Raw genomic sequence first — 15641 nt, forward strand, 5'->3', positions numbered from 1 at the left:
GAGACTAAGATGCGTCTGTTTTTTGCTATCCTCACAGCGGTGTTCACCTTTTGCCTGACGCCTGCGCAAGCCGAAGGTTTGGCAACTCCAACAGGAGAGGTCGTCTTAACCATTTCAGGCCATATCGCGCAGATCGGGCCCGACGGGGCGGCACAGTTCGATATGGAAATGTTGCAGGCGCTGCCGTCGCGCAGCTTTGAAACCTCGACGATCTGGACTGAAGGCAAGACCAGCTTTGTCGGCGTTCCTTTGTCGGTCTTGCTGGAACAGATCGGTGCAGATGGTGCGGTGATCCGAGCGACAGCGATCAACGATTACGCCGTTGAGATTCCGGTAAGCTCAATCTCGGCGCTGGACCCAATTGTCGCTTACGAGATGGATGGGGCGGCGATGTCCAGACGGCAGAAAGGTCCGCTGTGGATCGTCTATCCTTATGACAGCGATACCCAGTACCAGACAGAGGTGATTTATTCTCGCAGTATTTGGCAGCTCGACAGGTTGGAAATCGTTAAATAGCGTTGGGTTACACTACAGCATGAAGTGGGTGATACGGGCCAGACTTTGACAAGAAATTACCAATACCACTCGCGGCGCCGGTGGGCTTTCGGGCTCATCGGCATTGCTGTATTGGGAGCTCTTGCTTTGGTCGTGTTGTTATCCGTCAAGGTCATATCCGACCTGCGCGACCGGCAGTCAGCCCGGACAGATAACGTGCAATGGACGCTGACGCAGGTCGAGGTCGAGTTCTTGTTCTACCTCAACGCGCTTGAGGCGGGTGTTTCGGATGCGGAGCTAAAGCAAGAAAATCTGGACCTTGTACGACGCCGGTTCGATCTTTTGTACAGTCGGATTGATATTCTGAGCACCTCGCGCCTGTTTGAAACCCTGCGCAGTGATCCGAAATTCGCCGAACCCCTGAACGACGTTTCCGCCTATCTGGAGGCGTCCGTTCCGACAATCGACGCCGGAGATTCTGACCTGATTGCGGGGTTGCCGGATCTCTATGAGATGGCCCAAGAGATATCTACGCAGGTGCGTGAGCTTTCGGTTTCGGCAATCTCGTACTTCGCAAGCCAGTCGGATCAGCGGCGTGAGGAAACCGCGCTCAGCCTGTTTCAACTGGCCATGTTGTCCGGTGGGTTGTTTCTGACGTTGACTGCGGTCAGCGCGTACCTCTTGGTGGTCAACCGCAAAGCTGATCGGCGGGGGCAGGCGATTCGGCAGGCAAACCAGCGTATGAATACGATCCTGGCGACCTCATTGGACGCCGTCATCGTAGTGAACGCCGCCGGAGAAGTGCTGGAATTCAACGCGGCTGCACAGGCGATTTTCGGGTATTCCGAGGATGAGACCAAAGGGCAGTCGATCGGTGAATTGATTGTGCCTTCACATCTGCGCGCGGCCCATAACGAAGGCATGGAGCGGATGCAAAGCGGAGGCGACCGCCACGTCGTTGGCAAGGGCCGCGTCCAGCTTGAGGCGATGCGCAAGAATGGTGAGGTCTTTCCCGTCGAACTCGCGTTGCAATCCGCCCAGGCCGGGAACGAGGAGATCGTCATCGGTTTCGTCCGCGATATCTCGCAAAGCGTGGCCGATCAGAAAGAGCTTGTTTCGGCCCGAGACCGCGCGCTTGCTGGGGAAAAGGCCAAGTCGGATTTTCTGACGGTTATGAGCCATGAGATCAGAACGCCGTTGAACGGGCTGCTGGGCAACCTCACCCTTTTCAAGAATACACGCACGACCAAACAGCAGTCTCAGTTTGTCCGAAACATGGAAATCTCGGGCCAGATTCTGCAAAACCATGTGGATGCGGTGCTGGATATCGCTCGGTTCGAGGCCGGCAAGCTGTCGGTCGCGCACGAGCCAACCGACCTGAGTGCGATGCTGCAGGACTTGGTGGATGGCCAAAGCGGCAATGCGGCCTCGCGTGGCAACTCGATCTCGTGGCAATGGGTGGGCGGAGCCCATCCGAACGTCGCGACTGACGCGCAAAGGTTGCGGCAAATTCTGTTGAACCTTGTGGGGAACGCGATCAAGTTTACCGAAAATGGCCGTGTGTCGATCGAGGTCGAAAGATGTGAACCTTCGGGTCAGGGTAAGGCACATGTCTACGAAGTGCGTGTGATCGACACCGGGACCGGTATTGCCGAGGATGAGATCGATGCCATCTTTGATGACTTCTACACCAGCGATCCCTCAATCGGTCGCACGGCCGAGGGGACCGGGCTTGGTCTGGGAATTGCCCGCAGGTTCGCGCAGGCCATGGGCGGTGAGGTTGGGGCGGAAAGCACCTTGGGCGAAGGCAGCGTTTTCTGGCTGCGGATTCCGTTGCGGCCGTCAGCGCGCGACCAACTGCGAGAAGCTGCTCAGATCAATACCGAGATCGCTCTCCCGCTGAGCTTGTTGGTGGTCGAAGACAACGAGATCAACCTCGAGGTCATCTGCAACATGCTGGCGCTGGATGGTCACAGTGTCACGACGGCGGAGAACGGGCAGGTTGGCGTCGATAAGGCCAGCAGTCAGCGGTTCGACGCGATCCTGATGGATATCAGTATGCCGGTTATGGATGGGCCAACCGCTGCGCGCCATATTCGCAACGGTCGGGGGCGGTCGGCAGATGTGCCGATCATCGCAGTGTCGGCCAATGTCCTGCCAGACGCAGTCGAAACCTTTCGCGCCGCTGGCATGACGGCTTTCATCGGTAAACCGATCTCGGTTGACGCCCTGCGAAAGGCGCTTTCGGTGGTTACGCGTACCAGGGGGCAGGTTTCGCAAAGCGCGCCGTCTGATCCTTTGGCAGAGTTGAGAAACAGCGTTGGGCCCGAAGTTTTTGCCCGCTTGTACGCCAAGTTCATTGCCGAAGGTGATGAACTAGTTGGGCAGTTCGAAACCGGTGCATTTGACCAGTCAGAGTTGTCCGAGATCGCTCAGGCCTGTCATAAACTGGCTGGCAGCGCGGCGACCTTCGGGGCGGCGGAGTTTCGAGAGGCGTTAATTGCGGTAGAGACTGCAGCAAAGGAAAACCAAGATATCAAAGACAAACTCGCCGCAGTTTCCGCCGTTTGGGAGCGGGCGAAAGCCTCACCCGCTGGGGATTGAATTAGGGGGCCAGCAGCGCCGCTGCGCCGACGATGCCAACCGCGCGGGCGACCTCGGTCAGGCCAGTCACCTTGCTGTCGTAGCAGGCAATCGCATCCCCCGGCAGAACATAGGGGTCATAGTCATCCCGATCCCCGCGCCGCAGCAGTTTTTCGATGTTGCGTTCAATGACGATCGAGTTCCCGGTCATCGGGTTGCGTGTAAACAGGACCGCACTGCGATTGGCATTGGTCGTCTTGGCCCCGCCGACGCAGTTGGTGTCGACCACGGCCTGCAGATAGCGCGTGCCATAGGGAACCTCTCGCACGTCGCGTCCAATAGCGGATTGCGCGTTGCCCGTGGCTGGTTGCGTAAGGTTGGACATATACAGTGTCACACCGGGCGGGCTGATCGGGCTGGGGCGCATCAGATCGTCCTGAAAACACCCGCGGCTATTGACCACGATCTGATCCCCGGTCAGCAGCATGATGTCGGTCGGGTCCGAGCCTTCGAATACTCCGCGCAGATCCATCCGATAGATCGTGCCCTGTCGGTGCAACTCGACCGCTGACAGATCCGCATCCGGGCGTACTCCTCCGGCGGCGCGAATGGCGGCCGACAGATTGCGCGCCTCGGTCGAGGCCCCCAGCACGCCTTGACGCCCTCGATCGAGCGCATCGCCGGGGATGCCTCCGATCTCGACCGAGTGGGGTTCGAACACTGCGCCTTTCACGCCGACTGTGACTGAGGCGAAATCGCTGATGCGTGCCGTGACGCGTGGGGAGCTGTCGTAGAACTGCGCCGCCACCAGAACGCGGGCGACGTCCCGCTCCACTTGTTCGGTTGTTCTGCCCTGCGCGCGCACCGGCGGCAGGTAGGGCAGCTTCAGGTCGCCATCGCGGGACACAACATAAGTGTCGCTAAGAAGCTCATCCCCGTCGATGGTGATCTGGACCATGTCATTGCGCGAAAGCTTCTCGCCCAACAATGAGCTAAGCGCGGGCTGTGACCATTTGGCAAAGGCGTTTGCGCCCTGATCCCCGGTCTGAGGCATACAGGCGCGCCCATTCATATGTTCCGCTTGCAGCAAGGGTGCATTTGCCCGGCGCCGCGAGGGGGCACGGTACTGCGCCTGATAACTGTCGCCCTTAGCAACGGCTTCGATGTTGCGCGGGGTTTTCATGCTGCTGCAACCCGACAAAGCAATTGCGCTGACGGCCCCTAAAACCAAGACTTTGAAATGTCGTGTCATTTTGTACTCTCCTGAACTGCATCCACAGCTACAGCAGTGTCTTGATCTGCGTCAGACCGGCATCAGGATTGCCGTTTATCCCATTCGGATAGGTCGCTCGCCGGATGGTACGTCCGGCTGTCCGCCCGCGTCCGGGACGGGGATGTCGCGGCCATTTAGAACTGTTGTCAACACTGTTTTGGACATTTGGCGACATGACTCAGCGATTGGCACATTCCGGTTTCTTGCGGCACCTGCTGGCTTATGCGGCATCCGAAGTGGCGGCAAAAGCCTCGCGTCTTTTGGTAGTTGTGGTCGTGGCCCGCAGCCTAAGCACCGAAGCGATCGGTCTGGCCGCTGCTGCCCTCGCGGCTGGGGATATTTTGAAGGCGCTGACCGAGAACGGCGCGGGGCAGAGGATTATCCAAGCCCCGCATGCCGAGCTGCAGCAGCGCTGCAACACCGCGCATCGTATTTTCTGGGTCTGGTGCGGGGCGCTGTTTTTGTTGCAACTGGCTATCGCTGCCTTCCTCTATGTGATGGGGCACCAGACCCTGGCGCTGCTGCTCGCCATACTGGCCGGAGAGTATCTGTTCATGCCCGCCGGTCTGGTGCAGGCCGCGCTTGCGATGCGCGAAGGCAAGCTGCAACAGACCGCCGCCATTGCCGGTGGCCAGGTAATTGGTGCGAATGTCATGGCGGCGCTACTGGCGCTGCTCTGGGCCTCGCCGCTGGCTTTGGTACTGCCCCGTTTGCTGGCGGCGCCGATCTGGCTGGTCCTGATGCGCCGCCTGCGTTCCTGGGCACCTAACGCCAAACAAGGGTTTGCCGCCCTTCGCCCCTTTGTTGGCTTCGGCTGGGCTGTACTGGGGGTTGAGGTTGTCAAAGTTCTGCGTCTGCAGGCTGACAAGCTTGTGGTCGGCGTGATGCTGGGGGCTGAGAGCCTTGGTATCTACTTCATGGCCTTCAACGCCGGGCTTGGCTTGGCGACATCGTTTACGCAGGCCTTTTCAGTCGTTCTTTTCCCACATCTGTGCGCAGCCCCGAACAAAACCAAGGCGCTGCGTCACGGGCTCGGCACGTCCCTCCTGGTGCTGAGCCCGCTGGTTCTACTGCAAGCCGCCCTTGCGCCGGTCTATGTGCCGTTGCTGCTGGGGCCCGAGTGGCAGCAGATTTCACCGGTGGTCTCGGTCTTGTGCCTTGCCGCATTGCCCAGTGTCATCTGGTCCGCCGTTGCAGGTTGGCTGCGGTCCGAAAATCGCGCGATTACCGAGTTGCGGGTCAGCGCGGCCTTGGCCTTCGCACTGATCCTCAACACCGCGATCATGGCGCCGTTCGGGCTGATGCCGGTGGCGACCGGATACTTGCTGACGAGTGCTGCTCTGATGCTGACAGCCTCTTGGTTGCTGCTGCCACGGGATCACCAAACAACAGAAAGGCTCGGCTACCAATGACCCGCTTTACCATCATCGTGCCGTTTCACACCGACGCGGATACAATTGCCGACACGCTGACCAGCATTCGCGCACAAAGCTTCAAGGATTGGGAGGCGATCTGCGTCGGCGACCGTCCCTCAATCGCGTGCTTGTCCATCGTACTGGATCACATCGCGCAAGATTCGCGCATCCAGGTCGCGAGCAGCCCCTTCGATGGCCCAAGTGCCGCGCGTAACTATGGGGCGGAACTGGCCAAGGGTGACATACTGGCGTTCTGCGACGCGGATGACTTGTGGCACAAGGACAAGCTGGCGCAACTAAACGATGCCTTCCAACCTTCCTCTACGGACGCGGTTTTCGGACAGATACGGTTCTTTGCCGATCTGCCCGGAGATTCTCAGACATACTCGGCCGTTCCTGGCGCGCCCCTGACCATTCAGGACCTGTTGGCTGAGAACCCGGTCTGCACCATGTCAAATCTTTCGATCCGTCGTGAGGTCTTCAACGCAGTGGGCGGTTTGGACACTAGAACGGTTCATAACGAAGACCTGGAGCTGTTGATCCGCCTCGCAGGCGAAGAGTTCACGATCAAAGGGGTCAATCATTTTCAGGTCTGGTATCGCACCAGCGCCGGGGGATTGTCTTCGGATTTGGCCGCAATGCGCTTTGGGCGGGCCTATGCGGTCAAAACGGCTGCGTCTTATGGTGTGTTCCCGTCCCGATCGTCCGAGGCCGTCTATTTGCGTTATCTCGCGCGTCGGGCATTGCGGCTGGGGCATCAAGATCAGGCCCTGTTTTACACACGCAACGGTTTGAGTCTGGATGCGCGCAGTTTCCTGCTGCCCCTGCGCCGAGGTCTGCCCACCGCAGCAGGGGCCGCGCTGGCCCCGATCCTGCCGCAAGCACTCAAAAGCGCTTTGTTTTCATGAGAATACCGAAGGAGATCACCATGCCCACAGCATCCATTGTCGTACCTGCCTACAACGCGGCAGCAACTTTGGCCGAAACGCTCGCATCACTGCAGGCGCAAACCTTTGACGATTTCGAAATCATCATCGTCGACGATGGATCGCAGGACTCGACCGCCGAGGTCGCCCGCAAGTACCAAAGCGATCTACGCGTACGACTTGTAGGGCAAGCCAACCGTGGGCTGGCTGGGGCCAGAAATACCGGTATCGCCGTCGCGCGAGGTGCGTTCATCGGCTTTTGCGACGCCGACGATCTGTGGATGCCCGAAAAGCTGGCGGCCCACATCCACCATCTCATGGCCGAACCGGATGTGGGGATTAGTTATTCCGGCAGTGCCTTGATCGACGAGGCGGGGTGCATGATGGGGATCAAGCAAGCACCCCGTCTGAAGGACGTGACCGCAGCCCATGTTCTGAACCGCAACCCAATCGGTAACGGATCGGCGGCTGTCATTCGAAAGACGGTGCTGGAGGCTCTGGCCTACCGCCCGAGTTTTGAGGCCGAGCGGGATTGGGTCTTTGATGAGACCTTCCGGCAGTCCGAAGATATCGAATGCTGGATGCGGCTGATGTTGACGACCGATTGGCAGATCGAAGGTGTTTCGGGGCTGCTGACCCACTACCGGATCAATGCAGGCGGGCTTTCGGCGGCTTTGGATCGCCAGCTAGAGGCGTGGGAGCGGATGGTCGCAAAACTACGTCCGTTTAACCCTGAATTCTTCGCCCAGCACGAACCCTCGGCCCGCGCTTATCAGCTGCGCTATCTGGCGCGGCGGGCCGTCACCAACCACGACCGGGACACAGCTTGGGAGTTGTTTGCGCGAAGCGTCCAGGAAAGCCTCCGCCCGGTGTTGGAGGAACCTATGAAATCGTTCAGCACTTTCGCCGCAGCCCTTGTGCTGAAAACGATTGGGCCCGGCCCGATCTCCCGGCTGGGGCAAATGAAATCCAAACTGCAATCGATTTGAGAGAGGCATCATCATGACACGGAAAAAGATCCTCCATCTTGTAGATGACATGACAGCGGGCGGCGTAATGCGAATGCTCGACCATCTTTTGGCGCAGTCAGACTTGTCCGGTGCGGTTGAACAAAAGGTGCTGAAGGTCAAACGGACCGCGTTTTCGTGGGGAAACCTGAATGCGGATGTCATCGTGTCCCACGTCGTGCCAAGTTGGAGAAGCCTGCCCGCGTTCTCGGCCCTGCGCGCGATGCATCTGGATACGCGACTGGTACATGTCGAGCACAGTTACACCCGGGCATTCACCACTTTGAACGTCCCACATAAACGCCGGTTCTTTGCGATGCTGCGGGTGATCTATTCCTTCTTTGATCAGGTGGTCGCGGTCAGCCACGCGCAGTCGGACTGGATGAAAGAACGCCGTCTGGCCGCTTCGGAAAAGCTAACCGTCATTCCTCCGATCGTTGATCTTGAGGAATTGTCGCAAAAGACGATGCCTCCCAAGTCAAAAACCACAATTGGTGCCATCGGGCGACTGGAGCGGCAGAAGGGGTTCGACATCTTGATCCGGGGCTTTCGGTCAACCCATATCCCCGAGGCCCGCCTGCTGATCTTTGGCGAAGGCAGTCAGCGGTCACACCTAGAGGAGTTGGCAAAGGGTGATCCACGTATTGAATTTCGCGGCCACGCCGAAGACCCGGCAGATGCCTATCAAGCTGTTGATATCGTCGCAATTCCGTCACGGTGGGAGGCCTACGGACTTGTGCTGGACGAAGCCCTTGCCGCAGGGCGCGCGATCATCGCCAGTAAAGTTGATGGGCTGGGTGACCGAGAAGGCGATGCGCGCGTATCATTCTGTGATCAGGACTCGGCCTCTTGGCAAAGTGCCATTGACGAGTGCTTGCGACCTGCCATTGCCGCGACGCGCAGCTGACCCCGTGCTTGTTGTGCGATGTTCACGTTGTGGCTGAGGCATGGCAAGTACGGGCCCTCAACAGACCCTAGCCGCAACGTCAATGAATAGCCGCAACCGCTATTGGGTCAGAAATGCTTGACGTTTGGGCCAGAAATGGATGACGCGAATTGCAGATTTATTGAGGTTTTGGCTGTCGATTGGGTCAAATATCAGTAACGTTCAACATATCTTGTTGAACGTCACACCTGCCTGGCTCAACCGTCATAGTTGGACCAGATAATCGGTGGACGCTCGACATAAGATAGCACCCCAAGTCAATTTTCTTTTATCAACGGGTGAGATCCAGGACCCCAGATCAGTCGCTGTAACTCGCAACTGTTCGATCTTTTGTGTAGTCTGTTATCTGCCAATTGCGGCCCAAAGCGGACGCTGGGTGTGCGGCTCGATGCTGCATTGCAGCTTCCCTAGAGCAGACCTTCAAATCCAACTCAAGGCTTGGACTGGTTGAGGATACGATAATGGGTCCCCATTATCTTTACCGCTCATCTAGCCGAATTCGGCCCGCTGACCGCCGTGTGCTGAATTGACTGAACCCCACCAAAGGAGTTCAGCATGACCCATCTCCATCACACCGCTTTCGAAAGACGGCATCCTTGGCTACCGTCGGCATTTGCGCGACGAGTTGGGCGCTAAAGCAGGCATCGACCTCAACTTTTCGTCGCTGTGGTGCGGCCCGCCGAAGCTGCCGCTCGGTGCGGGCTTAGGTGAGTGGTGGGCAAATTGGCATTTGACTCGCCTTGGCAGCCGCTCCGCTTTATTCAATGTCGCTACACTTTAAGGATCAACGGACAATGATCCGACACTTCGGGATCATAGATCACATCGAAGCTTTTCACGGCATCTTCGCGATTAATCATCATGTAGTCGGCAAAGCGTCCCGGCTTTTTGTACAGAGAGTTGCGCGTGCTTTCGTACCCTCGGCTCGTCACAAGTTCAGTCATGCCGGCACTAGTTAGTATCGACAGCGTTTCGCTGCTGGGTTCGACATTGAAGTCGCCGCAAATGATTGCCAGGTCACCCGCTTTCGCGAGTTGCCGGTAAAGATCAAGCAGCTTTTGCGCCTGATCCGTACGTTCGATTGTATCCATTTTTCCGTTCAGGTCGCGCAAACCATGCATGTGTAAAACGGCAATAGCCCAGTTAGTCTCATAGTCCCAAACGCGCACCCCATGTGCACTGCGCGAACGGGGATGATCGCCATAGCCTATGGGTGAGTAGTCCTTGTGAACAAAGTCTTGGACTTGTCCGATAATTGGAAGTGAGTGATGCACGAAGGTTGCGAGACCCCATTGGGATGGGATCGGCTCATCGTCGTCCCAAAGCACTCCTTGTGCCGCCGGGCAAAAGATCGCGGTGTGCTCCGGCAACACATCGACGACGTCGCGAAAGAGGTTGGCGCGCTGTGGAAGGATGTGATCGCCGTCGCGATAAGTCAGCCAGCCCTTTTCCGATGCGGGGCTATGTACGATCTCTTGCAAGCACAAAATGTCAGGGGATGTTTCACCAAGGTAAGGCAATAATTTTTCATGGAGTGTTCCGCCCCAGCCGTTCAGACACATTAGTTTCATTCGCTAAGATATCTCCATACTGTCAAACGCCTTCGAAACGTTTGCATGATCGTCCAGGCTCGCTACGCAACGGCTGACAGTTTCGCCAAAACGGCCAGAACGCCCCTGAAACCTCAGTCTTAAGGCAAAACCGAAAGATTGGTTGGCTCAGGATGTGCGCCAGCAGCTGTCAACATGGCATGGACCTGACCACGGTGGTGCGTTTGATGGTTGAAAAGCTCCGCTGCACACAGCGCTTTTGGTACCTCCATGCGGCTGGACCCATCGCCTGGGTACCAGACAAGCGTTCCGATGAAATCTGTATCGTCCAACCCGGCCGCCCATGCTGATATGTCTGTATCTCGCTCTGAGCGCAGAGCTTTGAATTCCGTCCAATCAGATGGTTCGATCAGTGAATGAATGATCGTTTCCTCAGGCCTCTCGTTGCCTTTTAAACGCTCCAGTATCAAGGCATCTGCCCAATAGAGATGGTTGAGCGTGGCGGCCGTTGATTGAAAAAACGCGCCACGATCTTGTCGGCGCTGTGCACTGGTCAATCCATTCGCAGCAGTTACCAGGGACGTGTTTTGCCAAGCATTGTAGCGGGCCAAAAGGCGGCAATATTCAGCTGAGATCATGCTCTCAGTCTCCTTAGATCAAATATGGGGATGGCAGGGGGACACCAACAAGTTGGCGTCCTTTATCCAGTGGTGATCAAGTTATGCCAAGGCACATGCTTGATCTGCAGCGAAACGATCGAAGGAAAACATCACGCGCCGCCATCTACTGGACTTTGAGCATCGCATGATCGAGCGTAGACTGTAAAGTCATCTCGGCCGGTCAGGTTCCGTTTCGTCCCGCTCGATCAGTGTTTCAATTTCCTCCATGACCTCAATTGGAAGAGCTCCGAAATGCAACGCTTCTGCGATGCCTTGAATCTGGTCTTCAGTGCGGGCTCCCGGAACCGGAACGTTGACTACCGACTTTCCCCACAGCCAGGAGAGCGCCCCTTGCACAAGCGTGCGACCATCTGTTGTCAGCAAATGGCGGATCGCGTCCAGGGTCTCGAGTAAGGCTGGGTTAGCCGCACCATTCCGGTAGTATTCCATCCAGTCTTCACGGGAGGCACGAACGTCATCTGACGGCAAGACCGTTTGCGCATCGTACTTTCCGCTCAGTACGCCCATCGCCAAGGGTGAGCGGATCAAGGACAGCAAACCTGCGTCTTGGGCTACCTTCTGCATTCTGGGCGCGTCGAAGAAGACATTCATAGCATACTCGACCGCTTTGAAGTTTTGTTTGGTCGACAGCGCTGAAGCACGTTCAGAGTAGTCCGTGCTCCAACCATATGCGCGCAATTTGCCTGCGCTTATCAGCCGGTCCAGTTCATCAAACACCGCCTCCGCCTGAGATATCGGCATCTCGTTGACGTGCAGCAGGAGGAGGTCCAGCCGGTCGCGTTCTAACCGCGTCAAGCACCCCTCTACCGCAGGGGCGACCATGCTGGGCAAGAAGTCTCTAAACGTGATCTGCTTGCTTGCCTCATCGATGCCATGGCCGATTTTTGTGGCAATCAGGGCTTCGGGACGGTTTTTTAGCGCGCGGGCCAGCAGTCGTTCGGAGTGTCCCGCCCCGTATGCCGCGGCAGTGTCGAACAGAGTGATTCCGCCATCCAGCGCCGCGTGTATCGTTCGGATTGAGACGCTGTCATCCGCCCTGGTATAGCCGAGCGATTGATCGCCCGAATACATTGCACCGCCAATTGGCCAGCATCCCATCCCAAGCGGAGCGATTTCAGTGTCAAGAAACTGCATAGCTTGTTCTCCAGTATCATAATCAAAACGATGATCAGGAAATGACCCGATTGCCGCATTTTCATCAACAACACAAAATGTAATCATCATTTCATGGATGAAATTGACTTTGATTGGGACAACCTCAGACTGTTTTTGGCAGTTGCTCGGGCGGGTGGTCTGGGCCCTGCGGCGAAACTAACTGGGAAAAGCGCACCTACGCTTGGTCGGAGGATGATCGAACTTGAGCGTGGCCTTGGGGTCGAGCTGTTTCTGCGGAAGCCACGTGGGTACGAATTGACGGAAGAAGGTTCGGCCTTGTACGCGAAGGTAAAAGGGATCGAGGCCAGTATTTTGCCGATGGCAGAAAGGCCTCAGTCCAAGGCCCGCCCCTTGGTGAAAATCTCTGCAGGCACCTGGGTCACCAGCGTATTGATTGCCGCGATCGATGACATCATCGGCTCAACTCCTGTTCGACTGCGCTTCATCTCATCCGAAGACCTGACGGATATCGGACATCGAGAAGCGGTTATCGGTGTGCGCAACCACCGGCCAGAGAGCGTCGGTTTGGCCGGTCGGAAAATCGGGCGGGTGCAATTTGCTGTGTATGCGACGGACGAATGTGTTTCGACGTGGGCGCACGTCCTGTCCAAAACGCCGTCGGCGGCATGGGTAAAGGAGAACTCCGATTCCGCAAACTCGATTGAAGTGACTGCCCCGCGAAACGCTCTCGATCTTGCAAACGCTGGTCTTGCCCGGGCCGTCCTGCCGACCTTTGTTGGCGAAGCCGAGCCCGCGCTAACGCGTATATCAGACCATATCGATGATTTGGCCCATGACCAATGGCTCGTCTCGCACCACGATGACAGATTTCTTCCCGAGGTCCGTAGCGTCATAGATCGGACTCATGCGCTCCTGAAGATGGTTTGTGCTCGCACCTGAGAATACTATAAACAAACCGTAGCATTGCTCAGCAAATTCTCGCAGATCAAGTGAGGCAAGCGGCCCTAACCTGCCGTTGATCAAGGACCCCCATCGCTGCAGTGCGGCCCACCAAACCGGCCATTCACTGCACGAACAAAACGAACCGTCATACGAATTCACAGATCACGGGACTTTAGCGTCATTCAAACCTCCGTCTTCGCTGGCGCAACATCCGCTCACTAATGCAGCATTGTTTCCATCGCGCTACGGCAAGTGCCACAACAGCGACCGTTCAAACGTGGTTCGACAATCCAAACGGAGATAATTCCATACACGTTTACATTGCCATCGGTCATACCTGTCATCAAAAGGTAGTGAATTCGCCTACGACACTTTGCAATCTGTAAAAAACACTTGATAGACATTGACTCGGACCCTCTCGGGTAACGCTAAAGCGGTTTGAACATACAGTAATAATAAAACGTGCCGGGGCCAGATACTTAACTTGGACTTTGAGAATACCGTACGCAGGCATCGGCTAGAGTTGATCGGCCTTGAACTTATCTCTGCCCTGACCCGCGCTGGGTTTTCGCGCAACAAGTGTATCATTGAAATCTACCTCAAGGTTTTTTCTGATGCGCCCTGGACGATCTCAAGCCTGGCTCATGCGTCACGGATGGATCGGGCGATTATCCGTGATCATATGAATCGCGGTCTGAAAAACGGCGAGTATGAGCGAACTGGAACTGGGATCACCCTGACCAGACACGGCCAGGTCATGTTCATGCGAAGAATGCGGCTGTGGCAGCGCAACATTCGTCCGGATATTCGCAAATTCCTCTATACGTTTTTCAAAGCAACCAGCGGCGATCGTTCCTGGCGTAACTACCTGATGTTCCTTCTATCCTTGGACCGGACTGCGCGCCTTGTGAAGATGGAGTTCTCGTACATTGCCGCTTATGTGGTGATTGAATGGGAGGCCGGCCCCAAAGGGGCGACGATACGGGACACCGCCAACCGCACCGGGTTCTCTTATAGCGTCATACACAAGCAATTTTCAAAGCTGGTCGAAGACAAGATCATCGAACGCCGGGATGGCAGATATGTCATGACGCGTGCCGGTCGGCGGTACAGCTTTTTTCAGTTCATTTGGTCGTGGCGTGCGGTCACCATGAAAGAATGGCGCATTGCATCCAAAATGATGACGTTTCAGCCGTAGGATTCCACGATCCCCCACCCTGATCCGCGAAAATTCCACGATCCCCCAGGTATCCTGCTGATGAAAACCAATCGGCGCTGCTAGTCACAAATCAGGCGCGCCGGTGCAAAGGTCTTCTGTTTCCGTGTTTCCGAGTTTGGATGCTCGGCGAGCCAAACAAACAAAAGCCTGAGCGTCCTTCAGGGGGCGCCGAAAGGCTAAAACGAAACGAGCAGTCATACTTTGAAGTTGAGTGCCTGAGCGCGGCCAATGCCCTTGGCCGCACCCGTTTTTGCAGTCTGCGAAACGGGTTTGAGGCCCGGTAAAACAGCGATGGAGATGGCCGCGAAACAGTAAGTGCGAGCCGTGACCATCAAAGACAAGCAGCAAGACCCACCGGCAGCGGAGGACCCGCTGACCCTGAACCACAATGTCGGCGAAAAAGACACTCAGGAGGTCAAGTTCTCGACGTCTGCGGGGCTGGCGACACGGCTGTCCGGCCTCGGGACCGGGTTGGCGTTCTCATCCTATCAGTCGAACCTGCTGTATCTGGTGGGGGTCAAACCGGACGGAGGGCTCAATATCCATCAAATGGCGATGCCGCGTCCGATGGGGGTGCATCGCCACGGGGCGCATGGCCTGTCGATTGCCGCCGATGACCAGATTTTGCACCTTCAAAACGTGCTGGACCCGCATGAGCGGATGAACCAGATATTCGACGCGGGCTTCATGCCTCGTCGCAGCGAGTTTACCGGGCGTCTGGACCTGCATGATCTGGGCATTGACGCGGATGGGCGACCGGTTTTTGTCAACACCCGGTTCAATTGTCTGGCGACCCCTGACCCCCGCCACAGTTTCCGCGAAATCTGGCGTCCGCCCTTTATCTCGACCCTTGTGGATGAGGATCGTTGCCACCTGAACGGTCTGGCCATGCAGGACGGCCAGCCCCGCTATGTGACGGCGGTCAGCCGGTCCGACACGGTGGATGGCTGGCGCGACCGGCGTGCCGATGGCGGGATCGTCATGGATGTTCAGACCAACCGGATCGTCTGCACCAGCCTGTCGATGCCGCATTCGCCGCGTTGGCACGACGGGCAACTGTGGGTCCTGAACTCGGGCCGGGGGGAGCTGGGCGAGGTCGAGTTTGACGCCAATGGCATGGGCCGCTTTGTTCCCCGCGTCTTTTGCCCCGGCTTTGCGCGCGGGCTGGCGATACGGGGTAAATACGCCGTCGTCGGCCTGTCGAAACCCCGCTATGAGCGGTTCGAAGGGCTGGAACTGGACGCGCGCCTGACCAAGGCCGACAGCGACCCATGGTGCGGCATCCAGATCATCGATCTGGACAGCAAGAGCTGCGTGGACTGGCTGCGCCTGGATGGGGCCGTCGCCGAACTTTACGATCTGGAACTTTTGCCGGGCCAGCTTTGCCCGCTGGCCATCGCCCCGGGCACACCCGAGGCGAGCGGCACAATCACAGTCTCGAAGCCGGACCAACCGGACGAAACATCAAAATCAGAAGGACAGGAATAGA

13 protein-coding genes are annotated in these 15641 nt (G+C 57.2%); 9 read left to right on the plus strand and 4 right to left on the minus strand.

Annotated features, from left to right (window positions below; all coding sequences use genetic code 11):
• Window positions 1–9 precede the first annotated feature (9 nt).
• Window positions 10–516 (plus strand): molybdopterin-dependent oxidoreductase, encoded by a 507-nt coding sequence (locus J7380_RS04495; RefSeq protein ID WP_209194675.1) that lies wholly within the window; start codon window positions 10–12, stop codon window positions 514–516.
• Window positions 517–648: 132 nt separating this feature from the next.
• Window positions 649–3099 carry an ATP-binding protein gene (locus tag J7380_RS04500; protein WP_348539084.1) on the plus strand — a complete coding sequence of 817 codons (2451 nt, stop codon included), beginning with the start codon at window positions 649–651 and terminating at the stop codon, window positions 3097–3099.
• Between the two features lies 1 nt (window position 3100).
• On the opposite strand, the gene J7380_RS04505 is transcribed toward J7380_RS04500, so the two are convergent.
• Complete coding sequence (locus J7380_RS04505) at window positions 3101–4330, minus strand: polysaccharide biosynthesis/export family protein (protein ID WP_209194677.1); 1230 nt, start codon at window positions 4328–4330, stop codon at window positions 3101–3103.
• A gap of 194 nt (window positions 4331–4524) precedes the next feature.
• Between J7380_RS04505 and J7380_RS04510 the strand changes: the two genes are divergently transcribed.
• From J7380_RS04510 to J7380_RS04525, 4 genes are read left to right on the plus strand one after another with little or no spacing between them, the layout of a single operon-like run.
• Window positions 4525–5763, plus strand: coding sequence for an oligosaccharide flippase family protein (locus tag J7380_RS04510; protein ID WP_209194678.1), 1239 nt, complete (start codon window positions 4525–4527; stop codon window positions 5761–5763).
• Window positions 5760–6674 (plus strand): glycosyltransferase family 2 protein, encoded by a 915-nt coding sequence (locus J7380_RS04515; protein ID WP_209194679.1) that lies wholly within the window; start codon window positions 5760–5762, stop codon window positions 6672–6674. The genes J7380_RS04510 and J7380_RS04515 overlap by 4 nt, the downstream gene beginning before the upstream one ends.
• Before the next feature lie 20 nt (window positions 6675–6694).
• The gene (locus J7380_RS04520; protein ID WP_209194680.1) at window positions 6695–7681 is read left to right on the plus strand and encodes a glycosyltransferase family A protein; all 987 of its coding nucleotides are present in this window, start codon (window positions 6695–6697) and stop codon (window positions 7679–7681) included.
• Between the two features lie 13 nt (window positions 7682–7694).
• The gene (locus tag J7380_RS04525; RefSeq protein ID WP_209194681.1) at window positions 7695–8606 is read left to right on the plus strand and encodes a glycosyltransferase family 4 protein; all 912 of its coding nucleotides are present in this window, start codon (window positions 7695–7697) and stop codon (window positions 8604–8606) included.
• An 809-nt stretch (window positions 8607–9415) separates the two neighbouring features.
• Here the strand turns inward: J7380_RS04525 and J7380_RS04530 are convergent.
• From J7380_RS04530 to J7380_RS04540, 3 genes are all read right to left on the minus strand, one after another.
• Entirely contained in the window at window positions 9416–10216 is an 801-nt protein-coding gene (locus tag J7380_RS04530; RefSeq protein WP_209194682.1) for an endonuclease/exonuclease/phosphatase family protein, read from the minus strand.
• A gap of 119 nt (window positions 10217–10335) precedes the next feature.
• A complete protein-coding gene (locus J7380_RS04535) occupies window positions 10336–10833 on the minus strand; it encodes a DinB family protein (protein WP_209194683.1) in 498 nt (165 codons plus the stop codon).
• A 189-nt stretch (window positions 10834–11022) separates the two neighbouring features.
• The gene (locus J7380_RS04540) at window positions 11023–12099 is read right to left on the minus strand and encodes an aldo/keto reductase (protein ID WP_247742414.1); all 1077 of its coding nucleotides are present in this window, start codon (window positions 12097–12099) and stop codon (window positions 11023–11025) included.
• 3 nt (window positions 12100–12102) lie between these two features.
• On the opposite strand from J7380_RS04540, the gene J7380_RS04545 reads away from it, so the two are divergent.
• The 3 genes from J7380_RS04545 (at window position 12103) to J7380_RS04555 (ending at window position 15640) form a co-directional block, all read left to right on the plus strand.
• The gene (locus J7380_RS04545) at window positions 12103–12930 is read left to right on the plus strand and encodes a LysR family transcriptional regulator (protein ID WP_209194684.1); all 828 of its coding nucleotides are present in this window, start codon (window positions 12103–12105) and stop codon (window positions 12928–12930) included.
• Window positions 12931–13417: 487 nt separating this feature from the next.
• Window positions 13418–14131, plus strand: a complete 714-nt coding sequence (locus J7380_RS04550; protein WP_209194685.1) for a hypothetical protein — start codon at window positions 13418–13420, stop codon at window positions 14129–14131.
• Window positions 14132–14476: 345 nt separating this feature from the next.
• On the plus strand, window positions 14477–15640 hold the full coding sequence (locus J7380_RS04555) for a TIGR03032 family protein (RefSeq protein ID WP_348539071.1): 1164 nt from the start codon (window positions 14477–14479) through the stop codon (window positions 15638–15640).
• Window position 15641: the final 1 nt, after the last annotated feature.

The sequence above is a fragment of the Ruegeria sp. R8_1 genome, assembly GCF_017743815.1.
In the GTDB taxonomy this organism is placed as follows: Bacteria; Pseudomonadota; Alphaproteobacteria; order Rhodobacterales; family Rhodobacteraceae; genus Ruegeria; species Ruegeria lacuscaerulensis_A.